Origin of the sequence: Lutibacter sp. A64 (assembly GCF_022429565.1) — a bacterium.
In the GTDB taxonomy this organism is placed as follows: domain Bacteria; phylum Bacteroidota; class Bacteroidia; order Flavobacteriales; family Flavobacteriaceae; genus Lutibacter.
On sequence record NZ_CP092487.1, the window covers coordinates 988150 to 1013057 of the forward strand.

The following is a 24908-nucleotide window of genomic DNA, read 5'->3' on the forward strand; positions in this document are numbered from 1 at the left end:
TATTTTTATTTATTACATTTGACAAATAAACGTCATAATGACGTTATTTAACTAAAACGAAATAGTGACTATAAAAGTTATTTATTATGAAAAACAACAATGTTACTTTAACACTACTTAAACATTTAAAAGCTTTACAGATTTTTAAGACTAAAAAAAGTAATCTTAAAAAAATTATAGCACTGTTGTTATTAATTTTAAATAGTCACTTTTTAGAGGCACAAAAAATAGATAAGGATAAATACAAAGCGTTTGAAATATCAGCACATATAAAAAACATGCATACTTGGCATGGTTCTGTAGTGCATCCAGGAGCCATTTTTGCAACTAGTTTAGAATTCAATTCATACAATTCAAAATTAACTGTTGGTTTATGGGGTGGAGCAGGTTTTTCTAGCGTTAATGTTACTAATAATAGTACAGGAGAAAGCGTAAGTGCTAACTATAAAGAGGTATCTATCTATGCAATGTATCGTTTTTCAGATAATTTTTATGTAGAAGCTGTTTCACATAATAATTATACTGGGGTTGAAGAAAGAGGTGATAAATTGTCCTTTTGGAGTTATGATAAAACGCAAGGATACAATTTTGTAGATGTAGGTTTTGGTATAGATGTTTCTAAAAAAACTTCCTTGTATTTAGCCACAATAATAAATGGAGGGTCAGGTGATTATGAAGTTAAAAATAATGGCGATTTAAAAAACTCTTGGACACATTATTTAGAATTAAAAAGTGCAATTTGGCAAAAAGAAGATTATAAACTATCTGTTTTTACCGGAGGCGCTTGGTCTTTTATTACAGATAAAACTTTTTACACAGAAAACAAAGGGAATATTATAAATGTTGGAGTAAGCTTAAATAAAAACATTGCTATAAGTAATTATAAATTACCGGTAGAAGTTACGGCAATGTGGAATCCTGAAAAGGAAAAAACAATTCTTCAACTTGATATAACCTTATTTTAAACCAACATAATTAATACATATTACTCATGAAATTTAAAAAACATAAAACAGTTTTAAGCAATTTATTTTATAAGTTGATGCCTTACTTTCCATTTCAGAAAAATACCATAACCGTTAATTTAGAAACAAAACATTATGGAAACATCTAATAATTTTAAACAATTCCAAAATCTAGAAGCAGAACAATTACCAGTTTCAAAAAGCAAACTGCATAATTGGACTCATTTTGCAGGGCTATACGCAGCAGAACATGTTGCTGCTACCGAATTTGTTATTGGAGCTACTTTTGTTGCTTTAGGGGCAACAACTAAAGATATTTTACTAGGCTTGTTAATAGGTAATATCTTAGCTGTTTTAAGCTGGAGATTTATTACTTCGCCAATTGCTGTTGACACTAGATTGAGTTTATATACTTACCTTAATAAAATAGCAGGAGATTCTATGACCAAGCTTTATAATTGGGCAAATGTTGTTATTTTTACGGTTATATCAGCTGCTATGATTACAGTTTCTGCAACTGCAGTGCGTTTTGCATTTAATATTCCAGCACAACTAAATTGGTATCCAACAAACTTATGGTTTATACTAATAGTTTTAATTGTAGGTTCGGTAGTTGTATCTATAGCTATCTATGGTTTTAAAGCAGTCTCCGATTTTTCGGGAATCTGTGCGCCTTGGTTATTTGTAATGTTTACTTGTGGTGCTTTTGTGCTTTTACCAGCTTTGTCTTTAGAAGTATTAGGAAAAACAGTTCCAAATGGATGGAGCGATTTTATAAGTCTAGGAGACCTTTCTATATGGACAGGTTTAAATAGTAATGGCGAACCAGGTATTGGATTAACAGAAGTTATTGGTTTTGCTTGGGCAGCAAATACAATTACCCATTTTGGACTTATTGATATGGCTTTATTTCGTTTTGCAAAAAAGAAATCCTATGGGTTTGCTACTGGTACAGGTATGATGTTCGGTCATTATATAGCTTGGATTTCTGCGGGAATTATGGGAGCTGGAGCTGCAGTAATTTTAGGAAAATCTATTGTAGAACTAGATCCAGGTGATGTTGCGTATTATGCATTAGGTTGGTCTGGTTTTGTAATTGTAATTGTAGCTGGTTGGACTACTGCTGTTGCTAACCTTTACCGAGCAGGTTTAGCAGCACAAGCTATTTTTAATAATCAATCGCGTAAAAAAACCACATTAATGGTTGGGCTGGTAACTATGATAGTTGCTTGTTTTCCTTTTGTATTTTCTCAAATACTTCCATTGCTTACGTATGCTGGATTAATAGTTGTGCCTGTTGGAGCTATAGTTTTTGCAGAACATCAAATATTTCCTAAAATTGGTTATACTAGATATTGGGCGCAATACCGAAAATTAACATTTAGTACACCTGCAATAGCCTCTTGGGCTTTAGGACTTATTTTTGGTTTTGGTTTAAACGCCTTAAATGTAATGTCTTTCTTCTATTTATTTATACCTACTTGGATATTTACTATATTAATCTACACATTTTTAGCAGGTAGGTATGGTGCTAAAAATAAATATTTAGAAGAAGTACAGCAAGAAAAAACACGAAATGAAGACATTATAAAGTATCAAGAACAGCAAACAGAACAAGAAATTGTATCCGTAAAAGATACGTCTATTTTCACTAAAGTATTAAGAGTTATTTCAATTATTGTATTGCTTATTACTATGGTACTAGCTTGTATTGTTCTATTTGGAAGCTCTAATGAAACTACGTACATAGAAAATCGTGAACTATTTTATCGCTATACATTTATATGTACTCTAATTTATTTTATTACTTCATATTGGGCATTAAAACGCGGAAAATTAAAAAACATATAATATCATGAAAACTAATATAAAACTTAATCAAAATAATTTGGCAGAGATTTCAAAACGAATTTCTTGTCCTAGCTACAATAGAAAAAACATTAAAACAGGAATTGTTCATGTTGGTATTGGTGGTTTTCACAGAGCTCATGAAGCTTATTACACAGATCAATTATTGCATGATGAAGCTGTTAAAGAATGGGGAATTTGTGGTGTAGCACTGTTAAATTTTGATACTAAAATTTACAATACTCTTAAAGAGCAAGACGGCTTATACACATTAGTAATAAAAGAATTAGATGGTTCTTTAACTAAAAGAGTTATAGGTTCTATTGTAGATTATTTATATGCTCCAGAAAATCCATTAAAAGTAATAGAAAAAATGGCAAGTCCAGATGTTAAAATAATAACATTAACTATTACAGAAGGTGGTTATAATTATAATGAAGCAACAGGTGCGTTTGATTTTGACAATCCATTAATTCAACATGATTTAGAATTTTCACAAGCACCAAAAACAATTTTTGGTTATTTAACAGAAGCATTAAAACTTAGAAAAGAAAACGGATTAAAAGGGGTAACTATTCAATCGTGTGATAATATACAAGGAAATGGACATATGGCTAAAAAAATGCTATTAAGTTATGTAAAAATAGCTGCACCAGATTTGGTTTATTGGATAGAAAAAAATGTATCGTTTCCTAACAGTATGGTAGATAGAATTACACCTGCAACTTCACCTTCAGACATTTCAAATTTATTAGAAACATCAGGAATTGAAGATGCTTGGCCAGTGGTTTGTGAACCATTTAAACAATGGGTTATTGAAGATGATTTTATTGCAGGTAGACCGGCTTGGGAAACGGTAGGAGCGCAATTTGTAGAAGATGTAGTACCATTTGAAAAAATGAAACTAAGCTTGTTAAATGCAGGGCATTCGGTATTAGGTATTTTAGGTGATTTAATGGGGTATGCAACTATAGATGAATCTGTTCATAATACTGCAATAAAAAGTTTTTTAACCAATTATATGAATATTGAAGTTACCCCAACTTTAGCAGGTTTAGAGAATGTTAATTTAGATGCATATAAAGAATCGTTATTACAACGGTTTGGAAATATTTATATAAAAGATCAACTAGATAGAATTTGTTCAGAAAGTTCAGCAAAATTCCCAATATTTATTTTACCAACTGTAAATAAACAATTAAAGAAAAATGGATCGGTTGAATTTGCATCATTTGTAGTAGCTGCTTGGGCAATTTATAGCTTAGGAAAAAATGAAAATGGAAAACCACTACTTATTAAAGACGCCATGAAAACTATTTTAAATGAAAAAGCTATAGCGGCTAAAAATAATCCAAAAGAATTTTTAGAAATCACATCAATTTTTGGGAAATTAAAAGACTCTCAAACCTTTGTAAACGCATATACAACAGCATACAATAATATTGTTACATATGGAGTTGAAAAGTGCATTATAGCTATTAATAATAAAGTTATTAAATAATTATCTTATGAAAAATTTAGTTTGTTTTGGAGAAGTTTTATGGGATGTGTTTCCAAATCATAAAAAAATTGGTGGTGCACCTTTAAATGTTGCCTTAAGATTGCAGTCTTTTAATAATAATGTTTCTATAATTACAAGAATAGGAGATGATGAGGAAGGACTGGAAATAAAAAACTTTATTGAAAAACACCATGTGCAAATAGAAAATATTCAAATTGATTCAAAATTAAAAACAGGTGAAGTTAAAGTTCTATTGAATGAAAAGGGTTCAGCAACTTATGATATAAATTTTCCAAGGGCTTGGGATAATATACAACTAACAGAAAATGCAAAGAAAATTATTAAAAAGTCAGATGCCTTTATATTTGGAAGTTTAGTTGCTAGAAATGATGTTTCAAGAGATACATTGTTTAAACTATTAAAATTTGCAACCTATAAAATTTTTGACATTAATCTTAGAGCCCCATATTATACATTAGAAGTTTTAAGTTATTTAATGAACGAAGCAGACTTTATTAAATTTAATGATGATGAGATTTATGAAATTTCAAAAGCATTAGATTTTAACACTAAATCTTTAGAGCAAAATATTAAATTTATTGCAGAAAAAACAAATACAGAATCAATTTGCGTTACAAAAGGACGCCATGGAGCAATCTTATATTATAATAATATTTTCTATTACAATAATGGTTATAAAATAGATGTTGTTGATACTGTTGGTGCGGGCGATTCTTTTTTAGCGTCATTAACCAATAAATTATTAAATGGAATAGCTCCACAAAAAGCATTAGATTTTGCGTGTGCTGTAGGTGCAATTGTTGCTAGGAGTGAAGGGGCTAATCCAGAAATTGAAAATAAAACTATTGATACATTTATAAATGCTTAATTGTAATATAAAAGAACATTGATTTAAGTTATTTTTAAAAGTACCTAATAAATTTATAAAATTTATTAGGTACTACTTTTTTAAATCACATTTAAATGATTATCAGTCAGTTTTTGTTTGTTTAAATAGTTTAGCTTGCTCCAAAATCTGTATGGTAACTTCGGTAATATTGTACAATAAACTATACTGAATATTTAAAGACGCTTCTTTTTTAGTATGTAATTGTATGCTTATTTCTTCTAAACTATCCTTAATTGTATTTATTTCACCTTTATCTTCAGTAGTTAACCAATCATAAGCCTCATCTAAAGCTTTTAAAATAAGACTTTCAAACTTTAATATATTTAAAGCTTGCTGTTTATGTGAATCTCTATGTGCTCCTAAAGCAGATAAATAAGAAAGTAGCGCATGATTTAAATAGGTTAATCTAAATGCGGTTTTTTTAAGTTTTTGATGCTTTTGAGGATCTAACTGCATATTTTGCCAAGCCATAACCAATGCATTGTCTGCTCTATGTGCTTCTCTTCTTGCAATTCTATATGTTAAATCATCGTTTACAGGTGCTTTATATTCATTTAAAATTGCCTTTAAATAAGCTGTATTTTTTACAATAACTTCGCTTAGTAATTTCGGTAATTTTTTATACTGCCAATCTGGCCATAAAAAGCGTACCACTATAAATGTTATAAAAGCACCAATTAGCGTATCTATTAACCTAGGAGCCATTACATCTACACCTTTATTGGCAATTATATTAAATGCGCACAATACAAAAATGGTAATAAAAATAATACTGATTGAGTATTTGCGTTTCATCCAAAAGAAAAATAAATAGGCCGATGAGAGCATCAACACTATTTGTCCTGAAAATGAAAATAATTGCACAATTAAAACTCCAGAAACAACTCCCATAAAAGTACCTAAAATCCTTTGAAACAAGCGTTTTCTGGTTTCACTATAACTAGGTTGTAATACAAATAAAATAGTTAAAACAACCCATTCACCTTTTTCTATATGAAAATACTTATAAATTGCGTAACCAATTAAAAAAGAAATGCTTAATCGTATAGCATAACGCATTCTTGGATGGTTAAAATTAAGTTGTGCTTTTAATCTTTCTAAATAAGAACTGGTATCTTGCTCTAATTTAGGCAATAAATCCGTATCGTAATTTTTATGAATGTTTTTTAAAGTTTTATGAGATTGGGTTAAATTTTGAATTAATAATTTTAGTGGAAGAGAAGGTTTATCATCACTATATTTTATTGAATTATGAATTGTTTTTGTTAACCAATCTAAAGCAGACGGGTGCTTGTAAGTAGTACCTGTAAGTAAACATTCAGCAAAATTTTGTGTTGCATGTGAAAGTTCATGTAAAAACTGACGAATACCCCCCATTAAATCGTTGTTTAAAGGGTTAGAACTTAATAAATCATAACGTTCATGGCTAGATGCAGCACGTTCGTGCAAACTTTGTAACGCCATAAAATAATGTAAATAGGGTTGTAAAGGTTTTTTGTCTTTTAGAGATTCTCCATAACTATTTAAAACCTCTTTACAACGGTCTAAAGCTTCAACAGTTTGTACATTTAAAAGTGCTAGTTTAGCTCTAACTTCTTTTTCATTTTGTTTATCACTGGGAAAAAGTTTCGATTTTTCATTTAAGTATAAAGAAAGTGCAGAAAAACCTCTAGCAAGTTGTTCTTCTAATAAGCTATAAGGTTTTATACGCAATGTAATGTATGAAAAAACACCATAAATAAAGGCTCCAGATGTTAATAAAATAGGTTGTAAATACCAAACCGGACTAATTGAAGTACCAATCATAGTATAGATACCTACTAATAAACCTCCAAATGTTACTCCTCTAAAACGTTCACTAATACCACCAATTAAAATAAAAACAATGGTAGATAATGCCAATCCAATTCCTAATAAAATAGGGTATGGCTGCAATAATTCTACCGAAAAACTGGAGATGGCAAAGCTCACAATTTTTAATGCCATAGATTTTAAGCGTCCATTAGGATGGTCATCTGTTTCAGAAAGTGCACCTGCAAGCGCTCCTAAACCAAGCGTTACTGCATAAAAAGGTAAATTTAAACTCACCATTAATATAACAAGAACTCCAATTACAAATGTTGCTTTAATAGATAGTAGCCTATTTGGGTTTCTTAAAAAAGAGGCTCTAAATGAACTAAACCAAGACTGCTGCTTTAAGTAATTTAAGGGGGATTTCATATTCTAAGAATAAGTGCGAGTTATAATTAAGCGCAAAAATAAACAAACAAGCTTAATAACTAAGTGTTAAATTTAATTTTTCAATAAATGGTAAAACGTATACGGCTAATTTTTATATGAAATAACATAAATTATACGCTAATTTATTTAGAATTAAAGCATTGTAATAACTAAGAAAACTAGGTTAAAATTTATTGTTTTTAATAGTATCTTTAGTAAGTTTACAGTTGATACTATTTTATAAAAATGCAACACATATTATACTCTATATTAGATTTAGCTTTAGTTTCTAAAGGACACTCGCTTAAGCAAACCTACAACAATACGCTTAAATTGGCGCAACAAGCCGAAGCTTTTGGTTATACGCGTTATTGGCTAGCAGAACACCATAATGCACATAATATTGGAAGCAGTGCAACCTCTGTATTAATAGGTTATGTTGCAGAAGGAACAAAAACACTTCGTGTTGGTTCTGGAGGAGTGATGTTACCAAATCATTCTCCTTTAATTATAGCAGAACAATTTGGAACCTTAGCTTCTTTATACCCAAATAGAATTGATTTAGGTTTAGGAAGAGCTCCAGGAACAGACCGTGAAACGGCACAAGCAATCCGTTCAGATTTTATGCAAGCAGCACACTCTTTTCCTGAAGAATTAAAAAAAATACAAACTTATTTTTCCAAAGAAAATGCTTCATCTAAAGTTAGAGCAACTGTAGCTGAAGGTGTAGATGTACCTATTTATATTTTAGGTTCAAGTACAGATAGTGCGCATTTGGCTGCAAAAAAAGGATTGCCCTATGCTTTTGCTAGTCATTTTGCCACCAATCAATTATGGGATGCATTAGAAATTTACCGCAAAGAATTTCAACCCTCATCAGTATTAAAAAAGCCATATATAATGGCTGGTATAAATAGTATTATTGCAGATACAGATGAAGAAGCAGAACGATTACTAACTTCATTAATTCGTATGATAGTTGGTATATTTACAGGTAAACGAGATTTTGTACAACCACCAACTGCAATGACTCCAGAATTTGAAGAAATATTACAACATCCACAAATACATCAAATGCTAAAATATACTTTTGTTGGAAGTAAAGCTACGGTTAAAACTCAAGTAAAAGAGTTTATAGCACAAACAAAAGTAGATGAGTTAATTGCTGTAACAAATATTTATGGTATTACAGATAAAATACATTCATATAAATTATTTGCTGAAATTATGGATGAAATAAATTCAGAACGCTCAATTAATTAAAATACAACTTTAATAACTTATAACATTTGTAACTGGTTTATTGATGAATATTCTAATTTCATAGAAATTTTATAGTATTTGGTTGATTCTACAACACCAAAATGTAACATTAATTACATATTTGTTTTTATTAACTAAAACTATTAAAATGAAAAATGTATTTAAATTAGTATTATTAATTGCAATTATAAGCTTAATAGCTTGTATGTCTGAAGATAATGTAAACACAACAGAAGAATCTTTAGAGGTTGCTTTAACAGAATTACCTTCAGAATTTATAGCGTTTAATTCAGATGCTGTAAGCGCTTATTTATCAGATGGTGGTACAACTATCACTATTGAAACTACAGGTTTACCAAACCATAAAACAGTGTATTGGGGAGAAGGAAATGAACTTTATATGGAAGAAGATGATGTAGCTGTTACACCTTCCATTATGTCGAGTAATAACAATGCAACTACAATTACCGTAGATGCAACCCCTAATTTAACAGGTAACACGGTTGCAACGCAATTAAATACAGTAGGTATTGCTGTAAGTGGCGCATCAATTTTTAACGATTCTGAAGGCAACGGCCCCTTGAGTCAAGCAGCAGCTAGTTTAGATTGGACAGGCGCACATATTGGGCCTGGTGTTTATCATTATCATTTAGAACCAATTGCATTTAGTAATGATGACGATAAATTAAACGGCATTTTATTAGATGGAGTATTTATTTATGGTAGAAAGTGCTCTTCTACAGGAACATACCCAACAGATTTAGATAGCTCGGGAGGTCATACTTCAACTACACCTTATTCAGAAGGTGCAGAAGAATATCATTACCACATTATTAATGAGGTATATTCAAATACAGGTTCCTATATTTTATTTGCAGGTCCATATCAAGGATATTAAAATGAAAGCTTATTATTTTTTAAGCCTACTTATTGCTGTCTTAATTTTTAGTTGTAAAAATTCTACGGAACCAATAGAAAATAGTGTTATTGAAGTGGCTAAATTTTCAAAGGTAGAAGTAACAAAAGATCAATTAAAACTGAATGGTAATGAAGGTAATTGGTACTATAAAAATCAGTTGTTTACCGGTTTTTTAATACACCGTAATTCCGAAGGAATTTTAGAACAAAAGGTTGGTTTTTATAAGGGTAAAAAAGAAGGCATTGCTAAAGTTTGGTTTTCTAATGGTCAATTAAAAGTAGTATCATATTACCAAAAAAATAAACTAGAAGGCAGTTATAAATCTTGGTGGATAAATGGAGTGTTGGCTTCTGAAGCTATTTATAAAAACGGAAAATTAGAAGGAGTTGAAAAACGATGGTATAACTCTGGTCAGTTGGCAAAAAAAATGCACTATATCAATGGTATTGAAGCTGGAATGCAACAAGCATGGCTTAAAAATGGTAAAATATACGTTAACTATGAAGCTAAAAATGGACGAATTTTCGGTATGAGAAAAGCAAATTTATGCTACCAATTAGAAGATGAAATTGTAATAATGGATGAAAGAAGTGAAGCAGCTTTTGGAACAAATAAAAAATAAATAAACCTAATTAAAATAAATTATGAGGTATTTAATACTAGTAATTCTTATAGTTACAACTAGCTGTAAAAATAAACTAAAAAAAGAAAACATAAAAATTGCTGAAACTAGTAGGGTAGCCTATTTACCTTATTATAACGAGGAATCGTTTACGCCTAATTGGTTAACTCCAGGAACAAGCGAAGAAGAAACATTCCATAAAATTCCAGATTTTAAATTAATCAATCAATTAGGAGACACTATAACACAACATACTTTTAAAGATAAAATATATATCACCGATTTCTTTTTTACTAGTTGCCCAGGAATTTGTCCTAAAATGACTGGTAATATGGTAAAATTACAAGAAGCGTTTAAAGAAGATTCGGATGTGTTATTTTTATCGCATTCAGTTACACCAACTATAGATACTATAGATGAATTAAAAAAATACGCAGATACTTATGGTGTTATAGATAATAAATGGCATTTAGTAACTGGTGATAAAACAGCTATTTACAACCTTGGTAGGAATCAATATTTTGTTGAAAATGATTTAGGAGAACCTAAAAACATAGATGATTTTTTACATTCAGAAAACTTTTTACTAATAGATAAAAACAAACATATTAGAGGAATTTATAACGGTTTAAATAGAGCTTCAATGGCGCAATTAATTACAGATGTTAAAGCGTTGAAATTAGAAAAATAATTATCTTAAAAATCAAATATTTAAAATTTAATTTTTTTATTTTTAAAAAAAATAAGTAAGAAAATAAATTATAGTAGCATGAATCAATTTGATAAAGTACATACCGTAAAAAATAAATTTACTAAAAGCAATCCTAATTTTTTAAAACCTATGTTTGGTACTACAGATGTAATTCCGTTATGGATTGCAGATATGGATTTTGAGGTTGCTAAACCAATTCAAAAAGCATTGCAAGAATTGGTTACGCGTAATATTTATTCTTATGAATTTGATACGGATAGTATTTTTAAAGCTATTTCTGATTGGAATTTTAAACGTCATCAATTACAATTAAATCCAAATTCTTTTATTCAAGTACTTGGAGTACTTACAGGAATTGCTGTTTTAATTAGAGAATTATCTGAAAAAGGAGATGCTATTTTGGTTCAAACACCGGTTTATCATCAATTTTTTAAGATTATAGAAACCGCTGAAAGAAAAGTGGTTAGCAATAAATTAAAAATTGTAGATGGCCATTATAAAATGGACTTTGAAGCAATAAAAAATCAGATTAAAACCTTAAATATTAAAGTGATTTTGCTTTGTAACCCTCATAATCCGGTTGGTAGAGTATGGACTAAAGCTGAATTACAAGAGTTGGTTAATATAGCAAATGAACATAAGGTAACTATTATTAGTGATGAAATTCATTCGGAAATTGTATATTCAAATGCAACATTTAATAGTATTGCTTCATTAAAAGATAGTGAAAACCATATTACTGTTATTGGCTCGCCTGCAAAAACATTTGGATTACAGAGTATTTCTAATGGCTATTTATACATTCCAAATAAGAATATGTATAAACAAGTTAAAAGTACTGTAGAATCTTTATACATAGACCACGGAACTATTCTTACTAGAAATGCAACATTAGCAGCATATACAGAAGGCGAGGAGTGGTTAAGTGAATTGTTAATTTATCTTGAAAAAACTGTTGATTGGATAGTTAATTTTCTTGAAAAAGAATTGCCAAATGTTACAATGTGTAAACCAGAAGGTACTTACCAAATTTGGTTAGATTTTAGTAAACTAAATTTATCTGAAACTGCTTTAAAATATTTAGTAATGCATCAAGCAAAATTAGGATTGGCTCCAGGAGATTGGTTTAAAGCAAATGGCCCGCAATTTATGCGTATGAATATAGCGTCGCCTTTATCTAAAATTCAACAAAGTTTTTATCAATTAAAAGAAGCTATTGACGGTGGTTTAGATAGTTCTTTTAATGAAACAGAAGCTGCTCATTATTTTAAACCTTTTTAAAAAGTAAAATAAATTACAACTATTTTATTTTCTATTGAATTTAAGATAATTAATTAGCAACGTTATACTTACTATTTATGTATTATTAAAAAGTATAACGTTGTTCTTGTGTTGAAGACGCGTTTAATAATTGATGAAATTTACTGATACTGTTAAAGTCATTGGTAATTTCTTCGGAAACTGCAATTCCAGAAATACCTGTTTTTAATATATCATTAAGCGCAGGAATGGTTATTCCTCCAAAACCAATAATTGGTGTTTCCGTTTTTAAGGCTCCAATAATTAAAGAATACCCGTTTAAACCTAAAGCTTTGTATGGATTGTCTTTGGTTTCCGAAGTTTTAAAAGGGCCTAAGCTAATATAATCTACATCTTTGCTTATTAAAATTTCACAATCTTGTAGCGTATTTGCAGTTCCACCAATCATTTGCCAAGTGTATAAATAATCTCGAACAATAGAAGGACAGCTAGCTGTTTTTGTTAAATGCACGCCATCAGCTTTAATGGTTTTCGCTATTTTATAATGTTTCTCTATAATTAATCTAGTTTGAAAATGAGCGGTAATTTCTCTAGCTTCTTCAGCAAGTTTTAAATATTTTTTCTCTGAAGTAGTATTTAGCTGTAATTGCACTAATTCTGAACCAGATGAACACGCTTTTTGAATATTTTCTAGATGCTCTTTATGAGAGTTTCCTTGTGATATATAATGTAATTTAGGTATAATCATGGTTCGTTTTAATTAATAAATTTAAGCTGTAAAAATCTTATAAAATTTTTAGATTGAAATTGTTTTAGCATATTCCATAAAATGCGATTTAAAGCGTTTTAAAACTGGGTGCATTTTATCAGAATAAATTACAAATTGACATTTGCTAATGCTTTGGGTAATTTGTAATAAATCGGTATATGGAGATTTTTGAGCTAAAAAAGCCGCATCATCTATACTAAATAGTTGTAACTGAGTAGTGTTTACGCCGTTGTACAAAAACAACTTTTTCATAGATTGCGGAGTGGAAATAAGAATATCTGCACCTTCAAATATATCAGATTTTTGAACATCAACATGCAATTTTTCATCTACAAAATAAACACGTAACGAATTGTGTCTGGTATAGGTTAAAAAGAGTTCATATAATTCCAATGCACGTTCTCTATTTTCTACAAAAATAAAAGCCCTGGGAGCGGTTCCAACAGCTTCACATTTTAATTTTTGTAAAGTTGTAAGTATAAGTGTAGTTGTTTTTCCACTGTTTATTGGTGACGTACAAAATAGGTTTACACCACTTTTTATTGCAGGAATACTAACTTTCTGAAAAGGAGTAGGAGCGGTTATTTCAAGAATTTCAAGCTTTTCTTTTATGTTGGAATGTAATTTTTTAAAAGGCATAAGTTAATAAAAGATAATTATTATTAGAAAAAACGCAAATATACAATTTAATTGATGTAATGTGTTTTTTCTCTTTATTGCTCTTAGAATTGATGAAATTTTAATGAATAACCAGGTTTATTTATTCTTTGTAAAATCTAAATCTAGAATGTTAAAATTATTAGCAGCTTTAACCAAAAGGGTAGAGCCAATAGCTTCAAAAAGATAATTGGTTTTAACTATAAATTCGGCTTGTAGTTCAATTTTATAATTTGGAATACCAATTAAAGTTAAATCTGTAGTATTAGAATTTTGCTTAATTATTTCATAAAAAGCGAGTTGTTGTATTGCATTATTAATAATTACAATTTCTATTTTAACACGTAAATCTTTTACAAGATTATCAATTTTATCGTATATAATTTTAGTGTCTATATTGTTATTATTAACAAATAGCACTCTCATTTTAGTATTTTGCCATTGTGGTGAAGCAATAATAAAACGAGCAATATTAAGCATCATTTCTGCATTTTTACTATCGGTTTCTCGCCACCATAAATCTACGGTTTTGTAATTTCCAAATTTTGCTTTTTTATCAAAATCTAAATACAATAAATTATAATCTAAATAGAGGAGTTCTTCGGTCATTTCGGCATATTCTTTAGAACCTTCTAAACCTTTAGGCCAACCCATCATAATTGTATTAGGTTCAACACCAGAAAACCCAAATGTTGTAGCAATATTTTTAATTCCTGTATAAATATTATCTACCTTCATTTGCCTGGCAAAAATTCCTAATTCTGAGAAAATTTCATCTGTAACAATTTGTTCTGTTTTTTTAAGTGGTTTTTTATTTTCTTTATCAAGTATAAGTTTAAAATTGGTTACAATACCTGTTCTACCAGAAACTGTTTTGCTTAATTCTAATAAATATTTTTGATGTTCACTACGGCCACTAAATAGAATTATATTAGGATTCCAACTAGCGTTTTCTTCTGGATTGGCATTTATTTTTTTCAATCCTTTATTAACAACATTTTCCCATACACTGCGCCAAACATCGTTTGATTGAATTTTTACTTCCTTGCGTTGTAGCCATAAATACAAACTACCAACAATGGTTAATGCGGCAATCATTGCCAACATATCTAATTTAAACATTACAGCAAAACAAGCAAAAAAACCAAGTAAACCAATCCAACGTTTAATTTTAAAAGTTGGTTGAAAATCTGGATTTGCCCAATTTTCTAAAAAGAAGGCAATATTAATAAAACCATAAGCAGTAAGATAAAACATTGAAACAACGCGGGCAATAACGTCTAATTCACCAATTAAAATACCAGCTTCAGCAATTATAAACACCATAATAAGTGCATAAACAGGCTCATTATTTTGACCTTTTCCCTTAGAAAATAGCGTTGGAGTTACTTTGTCTATAGACATTGCTTGTAAAATTCTAGGTCCGCCTAAAATACCACCCAAAGCCGAAGATAAAGTTGCGCCCCAAATACCTGCAACTACCGCTGGAGCAAATAAGGACATCTTCATTAAGATATTATAATCTGTTCTTAAAGTCTCAGAATCTACACTTATTGAAATAAAAATTGCCAATAAAATATATACCAATAGTCCAACACCAATTGCCCATAAAGTTCCTTTGGGAATAGATCTTTTAGGATCTTTTAAATCGCCACTCATAGCAATACCTGCAGTAAATCCGGTAACTGCAGGGAAAAATACAGCAAAAACAATTTCCATTGGTACAGAATCTTTAGTAGCAAGTAAATTAACAGTTTCTGGAACAAAATCTCGGGTACCAAATACAATTGAAATAATAGAAATTGCAATTGCGGTTAAAATAATATATTGAGATTTTAAAGCTATAGAGGTACTAATTAATGCTAAAATGGTAATGGAAACCAATGCTATAGTTCCTGTTATTCTAAAATCGTTGATAGCCATACCAAAGCCAAAATAACCATTAAAACTTTCTGCAAAACCAATTAAATACAAAGCTATAGAAAGCGCTGTTCCTACATAAAGCGCAATCCCAATAGAGCCACCTATGGGAATTCCCATACTACGTGAAAGCACATAATAAACACCACCGGCACCTATTTTTTTATCGGTTGCAACAGACGAAATACTTAATCCAGTAGTAACAGAAATAATATGTGCTATAATAATAATTATAATGGTACCAATTAAACCAGCATTTCCAACAACCCAGCCTAAACGCATATACATAATTACTCCTAAAATAGTTAGTATTGAAGGTGTAAAAACACCGGCAAATGTTCCAAACTTTTGAATTTTTCTCATATAAATACAGGAAGTATAAATTTTGAAAAGTGAAATTAACTAAATCTTTTTTTTTAACCTAAACTTTTCTATTATCTATTGAATATCCTTTAACATAATTGATCACTATATATTTATTTTATTATTTGGAGTTCACGAATCTCCTAAAGTCGATTTGCCTAACGATATAGACCCTAAAGGCACTATATCTACAATTATGTGTAAATAGCCTGAAATACTGCTATACAAAAATTTCCAAACGCGCCAACTTTCTTAATTATTGCTTCAGCTACTGGCTAAAACAACTATATAAATGTGCTATAATTTATATTATGTTAAATAGAAAGTTTAGAAATATACATTAATCACTTCTTTTTTATAACTAAAGTCGTCATACATCTTTTACCTTCTACTATTGTAGTCTTAACAGATTCTAATAAGAGAAATATTTTTATTAGATTTAATATTGTTAAGTAATTCTTTGGTTAATAAAAAACGTTGTGTACCGTCTGGTAAATTATAAACACCATTTTTGGTATGTTCTACTAGTGATTGCATGCCAAAATTTGAAGCCATTCTAATAAATAAAGTTACCTGAGGTTTTAATATTCGCAGTAATTCTTGAAACATTTTTGAATATTGGCTTAAATCTTAAGCAAAATGTAAAACAGCATACAAATTATATGATTAAAACTTTCAGATGTATACGGCATATGTTGTGCCTTTGCTACTATAAAATTTTGTTGTTGTAATGGATATATTGATTTACAATATGCAATTCTATCATAATTAATTTCTGTACCATGTATTTCAAAACCAGCATTGTAAAACCATTTTAAATTTCTTCCATTACCACAGCCAACATCTAAAATTTTATCAGTTGATTGGAAACGTTCTTTTAAGATTTGATCTATAATATAAATATCAACACCTGCAATATTCTCTTTTAATAATTGAAAATTCATACTTTATTTTTAAGTTAACAAATTACAAAATCTTATTGTTAAATAGCTTTTTACTATAAAAAAAAGGGAAATCGGATTGCAAATCTATTACATTTGCAAAATGTTTAAAAATAAACCATCTCAATTAGAATTTATTGCCTTAATGGCTTCATTAATGTCTGTTGTAGCATTAGCTATAGATGGCCTACTCCCTGCTTTAGACATAATTGGTCAATCTGTTGGTTCTGAATCTAATAGCGATAATCAGTTGTTGATTATAATGATTTTTTTAGGGCTTGGTATTGGTCCTTTATTATTCGGTCCTATTTCTGATGCAATTGGTAGAAAACCAGTGGTTTATGTTGGTTTTTTAGTATTTGTTTTAGCTAGTTTTTTATGTATACATGCACAATCTATTGAAGTAATGATTGTTGGTAGAATTCTTCAAGGAATTGGTCTTTCAGCTCCAAGAACTATTAGTATTGCAATAGTTAGAGATACTTTTAATGGAGATTATATGGCAAGAATTATGTCGTTTATTACAGTGATGTTTTTGCTAGTTCCAACTATTGCTCCTGCTTTAGGAAAATTAGTGTTAGAAATGTATAATTGGCAAGCCATATTTTATTTTCAATTAATAATTGTTGTACTGGTTTCTATTTGGTTTTGGTTGCGTCAACCAGAAACATTGCATCCAGAGTATCGCGTAAAATTCACAAAAACTTTAGCTATTGATGGAGCAAAAGAATTATTTAAATACAAACAAACAATTGGATATACAGTGATTTCTGGTTTTATTACGGGTTCATTTATGGTATATTTAAGTACTGCTCAACAAATCTTTCAACATCAATATAATTTAGAGCATGAATTTCCATTTATATTTGCAGGTTTAGCAATATCAATGGGTGCTGCAAGCCTTTCTAATGGTTCTGTTGTTATAAAATTTGGAATGAAACGCTTAGCGACTGCTGCTTTATACACTTTTTTTGGAGTTTCATTAACCTATGTTTTGTTGTTTTTTAATAGTGAAAATCCAAATATTGAAATTTTGCTAGTATTTTTTGCATTTCAATTTTTTTCTATCGGATTTCTTTTTGGAAATTTAAGAGCTTTAGCAATGCAACCTATTGCACATATTGCAGGTATTGGTGCGGCATTAACAGGATTTATCTCAACTTTAATGGCAGTTCCAATAAGTACATTAATTGGTCGTTATGTTGAAACTACTGCTCTACCTCTATTTATTGGTTTTTGTATTTGTAGTTTTTTAGCAATTTTAATAACTTTTTATCTAAAGTTTAGTTCCAATAAAAATATAAACTAAACACTTTGTTTAATTAGATTTTTAAAGTAAATTTTGTACTTTTAATTGTATAAAATAGCACGATTATGAAAAAGTCTTTTAACGAAATAGTCAATCAAGAAGTACCCGTATTAGTAGATTTTTATGCAGATTGGTGTGGCCCTTGTAAATCAATGGCTCCAGTTTTAAAACAGTTGAAAAGCGAATTAAAAGATACTGTAAAAATTATAAAAATAAACGTAGATACAAATCAGTCGTTGGCTGCAAAATACCAGGTTCAAGGTGTTCCTACATTTATGGTTTTTAAAAATGGAAAACAAACTTGGCGACAATCAGGAATGCAATCTATTACACAGTTAAAACAAGTATTGAGCGTATAAAAAGGTTTGTAGAAACTTCTAAATAGTCCATACAATACCTCTTTAAAGCAAAAAAACGATGCTACATAATGTAACATCGCTTAAAAAAGAACAGTATTCAAATTATCTTGTCACTGTTCCCGTTGGGAAATTTAAATTTTGTCCCATATCATACGTTACGTGATCCAATGCATCCGAAGGAATGTTTCCAACCAAAGGCTTTAATAAAAACGGGCTTGCACTATTATCTGGCGAAGGTTCAATTGAAATAACTGCAACTCCTGCTGCTAAGTCCGTTGGAAATAGTAATCCGCTTGGAGCATTCAATAAAAAGTCTTCCCCTGGAAAATCAGGACCCGCATTTACACCGCTATATCCATTAAAATCATCAGCAACATTCACCGCTGTAAATGTTCCTGTAGAAACAGGTGTTCCATCTATAACAGCCCATCCTTCATAATTCCAACCAGCTGGTAATACTGGTAAATCCAATCCAACTGCAGGAGAACCCGATGCTAAACTTAAAAACCATAGACCACTATTTTCATTGGTATCTAAATCATCTGTAGGTGTTGCTAAAATATAGCTTCCTGCTGCTGTAGTATAATCATTTCCTAAAGCTGCCGCATGTGATATACTTAAGCTTCCAGAATTACCACTAAAATCACCTGCTAAAATATGAACCGCACTTGGAGCAGGATCATCACCTACTGAAGGTTCAATAGTTAAAATAAAGGTTGATGCCTCAGATAACTCATTTTCATCTAATGTAAAAGAGTCTTGTGAAAGCGTTCCAGAAGCGTCTACAGAAAATCTTCCTGTTGAAACGGGTGATCCATCAACAATAATCCAACCTTCATATACATAATCACTTCCTAAATCTTCTAAGCCTGAAATATTCAAACTTAAATCATTGTAATTGGTGGTGTCATCATTATCATCACAAGATGCAAAAGCTAACCCCAACGCTAGTAAACTAAATAATACTTTAATTTTTGCCATATCTAATATTTTTAAATTGTTATATGACAAATGTATTTTACTTTTAAGGTTTAAAATGTTAGCTAGCTAACACTAAGCCGTTTTTTTTAAAAAAAGTAGTTGTTTTCCTTTAAAATCTATCACGCCTTCTTCTTTTAACTCATTCATTAATAAGTTTAATGTAGGTCTTGAAGTTCCTAATAAGTTAGCAATATCCTTTTGGGTATACGGATGTTCAGCTTTCATTTTCCCTGTTTTTTCACAGCAAATTCCATAATCTTCACACAGTTCATCTAAGAAATCTAACAACCTAGTTTTAGCATCTTTAAACAATAACAATTGCAAACGACGTTCTAATTTTTGTATTCTAAAACTAATGAATTTATAAATTTTTAATGTAAACGTTTGATTGTCTTTCATTAAATCGTGTAGTGTATCAACACCTATAGGACAAATAGTTGTTTTATTATCAATAGATTGCGCAAACTCATTGCGTTTATCTTCACCTAAAATAGCCTTTTCACCAAATAGTTCGCCTTTGCATAAAATTGCTTTTACAACTTCGTTCCCGTCTTTAGTATAATAACCTAGCTTTACCTTTCCTTTATCAATTAAATAGACGGTTGAAGAAGCATCTTCTTCAAAATAGATATAGTCATTCTTAGGATAACCGTTAAAATTATGAGCATCTTTATAATCAGCATATTTATGTGGACATAAAATTTTGAAAAGGTTTACGTTTTCTAAGAACCAAAGTTTACTCATAACTACAATTTAAAAGTTTAATAAATTGTCGAGATTTAAATTGAAAACTTACAAAAAGCCTTAAAATAGTAGGGTTTCAGCTATTTACAAGTGATATTTTCAACTATTGTTCAATATTTAAAATATGTAGTGCTACCAATTCTGAATGATTAAATACAGGATTTATTTCAATAGGATTGCAGCAAATTTCGCAATCTTCAATATAAGTTTGGTTGCTTACTGAAGTATCAAATAACATAGAAATTTCTTTCCAACAATACGGACATTGAAAAAAGTGTTCTTTCATACAAATAAATTTTATTTAAATAATAAAACCAATGCTCCAATAGCCGTAACTATTATAATAAATTTACGGTAAGCATCATTATTAATTAATTTTACTAATTTAATTCCCAAGAAAAAACCAATAAGTATTGCCGGTATTAATACTACATTTATGGTTAAAGTTTCAACAGAAATTGTTTTCCAAACAAAGATATGAAAGGGTAATTTAAATATATTAATTATAAAAAATAGCCAAGCTGCTGTACCAATAAATTCATTTTTTGGAAAACGCATTGCTAAAAAATAAATATTTGAAAATGCTCCGGCTAAATTACCTATCATAGATGTAAATCCGGATAAAAGTCCCATAGTGTTAGAAAAAATACGGGTATTTGGAACCGCTGTAGATTTACGCTTTTCCATAATAATCATAAAAATTACAATCCCCAATATTAAAATTGCCATAATGCGTTTAAATACTTCGTCTGAAATATCATTACCAAACCACACGCCTATTAACACACCTATAACCATTGTTGGCATTAATTTGACCAAGTAGTTCCATTGGGTATATTTGTTGTAATAGATAACAGCCATAAAATCTGCAAATAACATCATTGGAATTAATGCTCCTGTAGAAGATTTTCCTCCAAAAACAATAGCCATTAAGGTTACAATTACAACTCCAACACCTTTAATTCCAGCTTTACTAGTTCCTAATAAAAATGCTGCTAAAAATGAAAAAAACCAACTAACTGGTGTTAATTGGTGTGCGTTTATTAATTCTAGTATGTTTTCCACAAATCTTATTCTTCAAATAAATACGACTGCTTAAAAAGTTCTAAAAATAGATTACTTTTTAGACAGTCGCTTTAAATATAATTATTATTAGTTTCCAGCTTCTTTTTCTGCGTCAGCTTTCATTTTATCATTAGGTATAATTCCAATGTTTACCCTTCTGTTTTTAGAACGACCTTCTTCTGTAGTATTATCAGCTATTGGTTGTTCTTCTCCAAACCATTTTGTTGTAAATCTTGAAGCACTTAAACCTTTATTAGTGAAAAAATTTGTTACAGCATAAGCTCTATTTTTAGAAAGCGTCATATTATAAGCATCTGCACCAGTACTATCTGTATGTCCTACAACTAATACATTTGTATCTGGATATTCCACTAAAATACCAGCTAATTTATTTAATAAAGTTTCTGAATCATTATTGATATTGTATTTATTAGTATCAAAATAAACACCACTATTTTCATCAAAAGTAACTACAATTCCATCATCTACACGTTCTACCACTGCTCCAGGAATTTCTTCTTCTATTTGTTGGGCTTGTTTATCCATTTTTTTACCGATAAGTACACCAGCACCACCACCTACTACTCCACCAATAACGGCTCCTAATTCAGCACCATCACCTTTTGTTCCTACATTATTACCAATAATAGCACCTAAAAGAGCACCACCAGCAGCACCAATTGCACCACCTTTTTGAGTATTACTTGCGTTTTTTGTAGCCTCACAACTACTAATGTTTAATGCTAGTAGTACGGCTAATATTCCAAATCCTATTTTTTTAAATATTGTTGTCATTATTCGTTATTTTTTATAAAATTCATATAAATATTAAAAGGTTTACCTTCTAATAAAACTGTTTGTTCCCATTGCATATTTGTATCAGACAATTGTGTTAAATTTAATCTAAAACCTTTATTATCTACAGATTTGTTTTTAGCATCTGTTGGTTTTAATAAAAAATTATACAATCCTGTTTCTTCATCAACTTCTTGTATTGTAAACACAAAATTACGGTCACCTATTACACAGTCTCCATTGTTAATTGTATAAATACCTGTATTGTTATTTGGTATAAATCTCCACGAGCTTCCTTCAAAACATTCTGTTGGTGCATCATTTAATAAAGTAACATTAAATGTACCAGATTCGCTATAAGAAATATCGTTTAAAGTCCAATAGCCTTTAATTACTTTTTTTGATTGAATAACTGTTTTTGATGTACCACAAGATAAAATTGTGCACGCAAAAAGAGTTAGCATTAATAGTTTTTTCATTTTTTTAGCATTTAATTATTTTTAAATAAAATTGTTTTTTTAATATATGAATATTAAAGTTCAAAAGTATAAAAAAAAGAATGATTGGCTATAAATATTTTTAGTGTTTTATATAGTTAATTATTTTATTGAAAATGTATATTTACGCTATGAAAGTTGAAGTTCTTTTTGAAGATAATTATTTAGTAATTGTAAATAAGCCCAACAATGTTTTAGTGCATAATTCTTATTATGCCAGAAATATAAAAGATGCCACTTTATTACATTTATTAAAGGAGCAATTAAACATTGTATTGTACCCTATTCATAGGTTAGATAGAAAAACTTCGGGAGTATTGGTTTTAGCAAAACAAAAAGAACATGTAGCTCAATTTCAAGAATTATTTAATTCTAATACTATTAAAAAAAGCTATTTAGCAATTGTGCGTGGTTTTGTTGAAGAAAAGTTAGAAATAACAACACCTGTTAAAAACCCCGATACAAAAGTTTATAAAGATGCAGCTACTAGCTGTAAACCCATTGAAACAATTGAATTGGATATTGCTGTTCATCCATATAAATTTTCTAGATATAGTTTGGTTGAATTAATTCCTAAAACTGGTAGAATGCATCAGCTTAGAATTCATATGAATAAAATTAGTAGACCAATTGTTGGAGATTATAAATATGGCGATAGATTTCACAATAGAATGTTTGAAAATGAATTTGCGTGCAAAAATATATTTCTACATGCAAATTCAATTCAATTTAAACATCCTGTTTTAGAAACGACTATTTCTGTTAATGCGACATTACCAGATGATTGGAATAAAATTATTGAATTATTTAATTGGAAAAATTAATTTATAAAAACTACCACTCTATTAGTTAGATAACATATGGTGTTTTTTATTGTTTTTCATAATTAATAATACCAACTCATAAATTTGTTCTTTAATAAATCTAAAGTTTTGGATGTAATTAGTTACTTCAACTTCTATTAATTCGTGATTATTTCTAAAATTAGCTTCTCTTTTTAAATATATATTTTCTAATAGAAGCGATAAATTAACATTATGATCATCAATAGAAATTAATAAATCGTCACCTAAAATACTTTCGTGATCAATTCCTTTAAGCAGTAATTTAGCTTTATTAAAATTGTCAGATTCACACAATTCAATAATATGCTCAGCGAGTAATTCTTTTAAAAATTGTTGTTCAATTTTAATAAATTCAATTTCCGCAACCCAATCTTGTGTTTTTTTATACAAATCTTCTATGCTTGTACAAGGTGCTTTTGACTTTTGAGGGATGGTACTTTTCATATTATATGTTTTTATGGTTAAACTTATTTTTTATTTTCTATTCATTGGATGTTTTAAATTTTGTAGTTAAAAGTATTTATTGAATAATCTTATTAAAGAAAATTTATGGTACTATTTTCTTTAGTGTGAATTAAATTAAACACTTAATTTCTTTGAATTAAAGTGAACTTTAAAAGCTATTTTTTTATATACTAACATTATAATAACAACAATTTATGATAAATTTAAAACTTAAAATAGAGTATTTGTATGATTATTATCAGCTTTAATTGAATTTTTGATTAAATTTTATTCTAAATAAGTAGTTTTATTCCAAATAGTTAGCGAAAGTTAAGCGTTTCTATATACAATTATAAAAACACTTAAAAGCTTCGCTGCATTCTTCTTCTTTTTCCATTGCCATTCCCCATTCCATTTGAATGTTCTTCATTGTAATGATTTTGAAACCAATCTGGTTTTTCTAATTCATTATTAAAAACATAAGTAGCTATTTTTACCATTTCTTCTTTTTTAAATGGCATTTTAGGCATTACATTAAAATTTTGTATAGCTCCAAACATTAGTGCATTATCATCTGTTGGATTAAGTGTCCAATTTGTAAATGCAGCAACAAATTCTTTTTCTGAAGCATAAGACATTTTATATCTTTTTTTTATTGCAACCATAGGTGGTGCAATTATATCGTTATGTGATTTTGAATTAATTGAATGACAAGCATAACAGTGTTGTTGTAATAATTTATAGCCTTCACTAGTACTTGATTGTATAGCTACGGTTTTAACTAAATTTTTATTGTTTTTGTTATTTGAGCAAGCAGTTAAAATAGCAAAAGTAAAAATTAGTGAAAATTTTAATACTTTCATTTTCTTAATTTAGAAATCTAAACAAAGTTCAACCTTAAATTTAAATAAAAGAGTGACTTAAGTTGCTTATTTAATTAAAATAACACTTTAAACACTGATTATCAAGCTTATAAAAATTTAAAATATTTTAAATGAA

Annotated in this window: 26 protein-coding genes; 12 read left to right on the forward strand and 14 right to left on the reverse strand. The window is 29.2% G+C overall.

Features of this window, described 5'->3' with window-relative positions; genetic code table 11:
• Positions 1–86: 86 nt before the first annotated feature.
• The 4 genes from MKD41_RS04030 (at position 87) to MKD41_RS04045 (ending at position 5203) form a co-directional block, all read left to right on the forward strand.
• A complete protein-coding gene (locus tag MKD41_RS04030; RefSeq protein ID WP_240244155.1) occupies positions 87–965 on the forward strand; it encodes a hypothetical protein in 879 nt (292 codons plus the stop codon).
• A 135-nt stretch (positions 966–1100) separates the two neighbouring features.
• Entirely contained in the window at positions 1101–2816 is a 1716-nt protein-coding gene (locus tag MKD41_RS04035; RefSeq protein ID WP_240244156.1) for a purine-cytosine permease family protein, read from the forward strand.
• Between the two features lie 4 nt (positions 2817–2820).
• Positions 2821–4314: a mannitol dehydrogenase family protein gene (locus MKD41_RS04040; protein WP_240244157.1), complete on the forward strand. Its 1494-nt coding sequence runs from the start codon at positions 2821–2823 to the stop codon at positions 4312–4314.
• A 7-nt stretch (positions 4315–4321) separates the two neighbouring features.
• Positions 4322–5203 (forward strand): carbohydrate kinase family protein, encoded by an 882-nt coding sequence (locus MKD41_RS04045; protein ID WP_240244158.1) that lies wholly within the window; start codon positions 4322–4324, stop codon positions 5201–5203.
• Positions 5204–5305: 102 nt separating this feature from the next.
• Here the strand turns inward: MKD41_RS04045 and yccS are convergent, their stop codons facing one another.
• Positions 5306–7444 carry a YccS family putative transporter gene (gene yccS, locus MKD41_RS04050; protein ID WP_240244159.1) on the reverse strand — a complete coding sequence of 713 codons (2139 nt, stop codon included), beginning with the start codon at positions 7442–7444 and terminating at the stop codon, positions 5306–5308.
• Between the two features lie 246 nt (positions 7445–7690).
• Between yccS and MKD41_RS04055 the strand changes: the two genes are divergently transcribed.
• The 5 genes from MKD41_RS04055 (at position 7691) to MKD41_RS04075 (ending at position 12241) form a co-directional block, all read left to right on the forward strand.
• Positions 7691–8707 carry an LLM class flavin-dependent oxidoreductase gene (locus MKD41_RS04055; RefSeq protein WP_371824285.1) on the forward strand — a complete coding sequence of 339 codons (1017 nt, stop codon included), beginning with the start codon at positions 7691–7693 and terminating at the stop codon, positions 8705–8707.
• 148 nt (positions 8708–8855) lie between these two features.
• A complete protein-coding gene (locus tag MKD41_RS04060) occupies positions 8856–9605 on the forward strand; it encodes a YHYH protein (RefSeq protein ID WP_240244160.1) in 750 nt (249 codons plus the stop codon).
• A 1-nt stretch (position 9606) separates the two neighbouring features.
• The gene (locus MKD41_RS04065) at positions 9607–10248 is read left to right on the forward strand and encodes a toxin-antitoxin system YwqK family antitoxin (protein WP_240244161.1); all 642 of its coding nucleotides are present in this window, start codon (positions 9607–9609) and stop codon (positions 10246–10248) included.
• A gap of 22 nt (positions 10249–10270) precedes the next feature.
• The gene (locus MKD41_RS04070) at positions 10271–10939 is read left to right on the forward strand and encodes an SCO family protein (RefSeq protein ID WP_240244162.1); all 669 of its coding nucleotides are present in this window, start codon (positions 10271–10273) and stop codon (positions 10937–10939) included.
• Positions 10940–11017: 78 nt separating this feature from the next.
• A complete protein-coding gene (locus MKD41_RS04075) occupies positions 11018–12241 on the forward strand; it encodes a MalY/PatB family protein (RefSeq protein ID WP_240244163.1) in 1224 nt (407 codons plus the stop codon).
• A gap of 85 nt (positions 12242–12326) precedes the next feature.
• Here the strand turns inward: MKD41_RS04075 and MKD41_RS04080 are convergent, their stop codons facing one another.
• The 5 genes from MKD41_RS04080 to MKD41_RS04095 form a co-directional block, all read right to left on the reverse strand.
• The gene (locus MKD41_RS04080) at positions 12327–12968 is read right to left on the reverse strand and encodes a thiamine phosphate synthase (protein ID WP_240244164.1); all 642 of its coding nucleotides are present in this window, start codon (positions 12966–12968) and stop codon (positions 12327–12329) included.
• 48 nt (positions 12969–13016) lie between these two features.
• The gene (locus MKD41_RS04085) at positions 13017–13628 is read right to left on the reverse strand and encodes a DEAD/DEAH box helicase (protein ID WP_240244165.1); all 612 of its coding nucleotides are present in this window, start codon (positions 13626–13628) and stop codon (positions 13017–13019) included.
• Positions 13629–13745: 117 nt separating this feature from the next.
• Positions 13746–15929 (reverse strand): amino acid permease, encoded by a 2184-nt coding sequence (locus MKD41_RS04090; RefSeq protein WP_240244166.1) that lies wholly within the window; start codon positions 15927–15929, stop codon positions 13746–13748.
• 402 nt (positions 15930–16331) lie between these two features.
• Positions 16332–16466 (reverse strand): hypothetical protein, encoded by a 135-nt coding sequence (locus MKD41_RS16360; RefSeq protein WP_256451670.1) that lies wholly within the window; start codon positions 16464–16466, stop codon positions 16332–16334.
• Positions 16467–16552: 86 nt separating this feature from the next.
• Entirely contained in the window at positions 16553–16873 is a 321-nt protein-coding gene (locus MKD41_RS04095) for a class I SAM-dependent methyltransferase (RefSeq protein WP_240244167.1), read from the reverse strand.
• 100 nt (positions 16874–16973) lie between these two features.
• Here MKD41_RS04095 and MKD41_RS04100 point away from each other — a divergent pair, with 100 nt between their 5' ends.
• Both MKD41_RS04100 and trxA read left to right on the forward strand, forming a co-directional pair.
• Positions 16974–18179, forward strand: coding sequence for a multidrug effflux MFS transporter (locus MKD41_RS04100; protein WP_240244168.1), 1206 nt, complete (start codon positions 16974–16976; stop codon positions 18177–18179).
• Between the two features lie 65 nt (positions 18180–18244).
• On the forward strand, positions 18245–18538 hold the full coding sequence (gene trxA / locus MKD41_RS04105; protein WP_240244169.1) for a thioredoxin: 294 nt from the start codon (positions 18245–18247) through the stop codon (positions 18536–18538).
• Between the two features lie 102 nt (positions 18539–18640).
• Here the strand turns inward: trxA and MKD41_RS04110 are convergent, their stop codons facing one another.
• The 6 genes from MKD41_RS04110 to MKD41_RS04135 form a co-directional block, all read right to left on the reverse strand.
• Complete coding sequence (locus tag MKD41_RS04110) at positions 18641–19519, reverse strand: anti-sigma factor (RefSeq protein WP_240244170.1); 879 nt, start codon at positions 19517–19519, stop codon at positions 18641–18643.
• Positions 19520–19591: 72 nt separating this feature from the next.
• Complete coding sequence (locus MKD41_RS04115) at positions 19592–20263, reverse strand: Crp/Fnr family transcriptional regulator (protein ID WP_240244171.1); 672 nt, start codon at positions 20261–20263, stop codon at positions 19592–19594.
• A 103-nt stretch (positions 20264–20366) separates the two neighbouring features.
• The gene (locus MKD41_RS04120; protein ID WP_240244172.1) at positions 20367–20549 is read right to left on the reverse strand and encodes a CPXCG motif-containing cysteine-rich protein; all 183 of its coding nucleotides are present in this window, start codon (positions 20547–20549) and stop codon (positions 20367–20369) included.
• An 11-nt stretch (positions 20550–20560) separates the two neighbouring features.
• Positions 20561–21328, reverse strand: a complete 768-nt coding sequence (locus MKD41_RS04125) for a sulfite exporter TauE/SafE family protein (protein ID WP_240244173.1) — start codon at positions 21326–21328, stop codon at positions 20561–20563.
• Positions 21329–21415: 87 nt separating this feature from the next.
• Positions 21416–22123, reverse strand: a complete 708-nt coding sequence (locus MKD41_RS04130) for an OmpA family protein (RefSeq protein WP_240244174.1) — start codon at positions 22121–22123, stop codon at positions 21416–21418.
• Positions 22123–22602 carry a lipocalin family protein gene (locus tag MKD41_RS04135; RefSeq protein ID WP_240244175.1) on the reverse strand — a complete coding sequence of 160 codons (480 nt, stop codon included), beginning with the start codon at positions 22600–22602 and terminating at the stop codon, positions 22123–22125. The genes MKD41_RS04130 and MKD41_RS04135 overlap by 1 nt, the downstream gene beginning before the upstream one ends.
• Before the next feature lie 149 nt (positions 22603–22751).
• Between MKD41_RS04135 and MKD41_RS04140 the strand changes: the two genes are divergently transcribed.
• Positions 22752–23444, forward strand: coding sequence for a pseudouridine synthase (locus MKD41_RS04140; RefSeq protein ID WP_240244176.1), 693 nt, complete (start codon positions 22752–22754; stop codon positions 23442–23444).
• A gap of 21 nt (positions 23445–23465) precedes the next feature.
• On the opposite strand, the gene MKD41_RS04145 is transcribed toward MKD41_RS04140, so the two are convergent.
• On the reverse strand, positions 23466–23909 hold the full coding sequence (locus MKD41_RS04145) for a hypothetical protein (protein ID WP_240244177.1): 444 nt from the start codon (positions 23907–23909) through the stop codon (positions 23466–23468).
• A 362-nt stretch (positions 23910–24271) separates the two neighbouring features.
• A complete protein-coding gene (locus MKD41_RS04150; RefSeq protein ID WP_240244178.1) occupies positions 24272–24772 on the reverse strand; it encodes a c-type cytochrome in 501 nt (166 codons plus the stop codon).
• Positions 24773–24908: the final 136 nt, after the last annotated feature.

What these genes read in the sequence shown, in the direction of transcription:
- MKD41_RS04030 (WP_240244155.1), top strand. Translation starts at nt 87, where the DNA reads ATGAAAAACAACAATGTTACTTTAACACTACTTAAACATTTAAAAGCT.
- MKD41_RS04035 (WP_240244156.1), top strand. Translation starts at nt 1,101, where the DNA reads ATGGAAACATCTAATAATTTTAAACAATTCCAAAATCTAGAAGCAGAA.
- MKD41_RS04040 (WP_240244157.1), top strand. Translation starts at nt 2,821, where the DNA reads ATGAAAACTAATATAAAACTTAATCAAAATAATTTGGCAGAGATTTCA.
- MKD41_RS04045 (WP_240244158.1), top strand. Translation starts at nt 4,322, where the DNA reads ATGAAAAATTTAGTTTGTTTTGGAGAAGTTTTATGGGATGTGTTTCCA.
- yccS (WP_240244159.1), bottom strand. Translation starts at nt 7,444, where the DNA reads ATGAAATCCCCCTTAAATTACTTAAAGCAGCAGTCTTGGTTTAGTTCA.
- MKD41_RS04055 (WP_371824285.1), top strand. Translation starts at nt 7,691, where the DNA reads ATGCAACACATATTATACTCTATATTAGATTTAGCTTTAGTTTCTAAA.
- MKD41_RS04060 (WP_240244160.1), top strand. Translation starts at nt 8,856, where the DNA reads ATGAAAAATGTATTTAAATTAGTATTATTAATTGCAATTATAAGCTTA.
- MKD41_RS04065 (WP_240244161.1), top strand. Translation starts at nt 9,607, where the DNA reads ATGAAAGCTTATTATTTTTTAAGCCTACTTATTGCTGTCTTAATTTTT.
- MKD41_RS04070 (WP_240244162.1), top strand. Translation starts at nt 10,271, where the DNA reads ATGAGGTATTTAATACTAGTAATTCTTATAGTTACAACTAGCTGTAAA.
- MKD41_RS04075 (WP_240244163.1), top strand. Translation starts at nt 11,018, where the DNA reads ATGAATCAATTTGATAAAGTACATACCGTAAAAAATAAATTTACTAAA.
- MKD41_RS04080 (WP_240244164.1), bottom strand. Translation starts at nt 12,968, where the DNA reads ATGATTATACCTAAATTACATTATATATCACAAGGAAACTCTCATAAA.
- MKD41_RS04085 (WP_240244165.1), bottom strand. Translation starts at nt 13,628, where the DNA reads ATGCCTTTTAAAAAATTACATTCCAACATAAAAGAAAAGCTTGAAATT.
- MKD41_RS04090 (WP_240244166.1), bottom strand. Translation starts at nt 15,929, where the DNA reads ATGAGAAAAATTCAAAAGTTTGGAACATTTGCCGGTGTTTTTACACCT.
- MKD41_RS16360 (WP_256451670.1), bottom strand. Translation starts at nt 16,466, where the DNA reads ATGCAATCACTAGTAGAACATACCAAAAATGGTGTTTATAATTTACCA.
- MKD41_RS04095 (WP_240244167.1), bottom strand. Translation starts at nt 16,873, where the DNA reads ATGAATTTTCAATTATTAAAAGAGAATATTGCAGGTGTTGATATTTAT.
- MKD41_RS04100 (WP_240244168.1), top strand. Translation starts at nt 16,974, where the DNA reads ATGTTTAAAAATAAACCATCTCAATTAGAATTTATTGCCTTAATGGCT.
- trxA (WP_240244169.1), top strand. Translation starts at nt 18,245, where the DNA reads ATGAAAAAGTCTTTTAACGAAATAGTCAATCAAGAAGTACCCGTATTA.
- MKD41_RS04110 (WP_240244170.1), bottom strand. Translation starts at nt 19,519, where the DNA reads ATGGCAAAAATTAAAGTATTATTTAGTTTACTAGCGTTGGGGTTAGCT.
- MKD41_RS04115 (WP_240244171.1), bottom strand. Translation starts at nt 20,263, where the DNA reads ATGAGTAAACTTTGGTTCTTAGAAAACGTAAACCTTTTCAAAATTTTA.
- MKD41_RS04120 (WP_240244172.1), bottom strand. Translation starts at nt 20,549, where the DNA reads ATGAAAGAACACTTTTTTCAATGTCCGTATTGTTGGAAAGAAATTTCT.
- MKD41_RS04130 (WP_240244174.1), bottom strand. Translation starts at nt 22,123, where the DNA reads ATGACAACAATATTTAAAAAAATAGGATTTGGAATATTAGCCGTACTA.
- MKD41_RS04135 (WP_240244175.1), bottom strand. Translation starts at nt 22,602, where the DNA reads ATGAAAAAACTATTAATGCTAACTCTTTTTGCGTGCACAATTTTATCT.
- MKD41_RS04140 (WP_240244176.1), top strand. Translation starts at nt 22,752, where the DNA reads ATGAAAGTTGAAGTTCTTTTTGAAGATAATTATTTAGTAATTGTAAAT.
- MKD41_RS04145 (WP_240244177.1), bottom strand. Translation starts at nt 23,909, where the DNA reads ATGAAAAGTACCATCCCTCAAAAGTCAAAAGCACCTTGTACAAGCATA.
- MKD41_RS04150 (WP_240244178.1), bottom strand. Translation starts at nt 24,772, where the DNA reads ATGAAAGTATTAAAATTTTCACTAATTTTTACTTTTGCTATTTTAACT.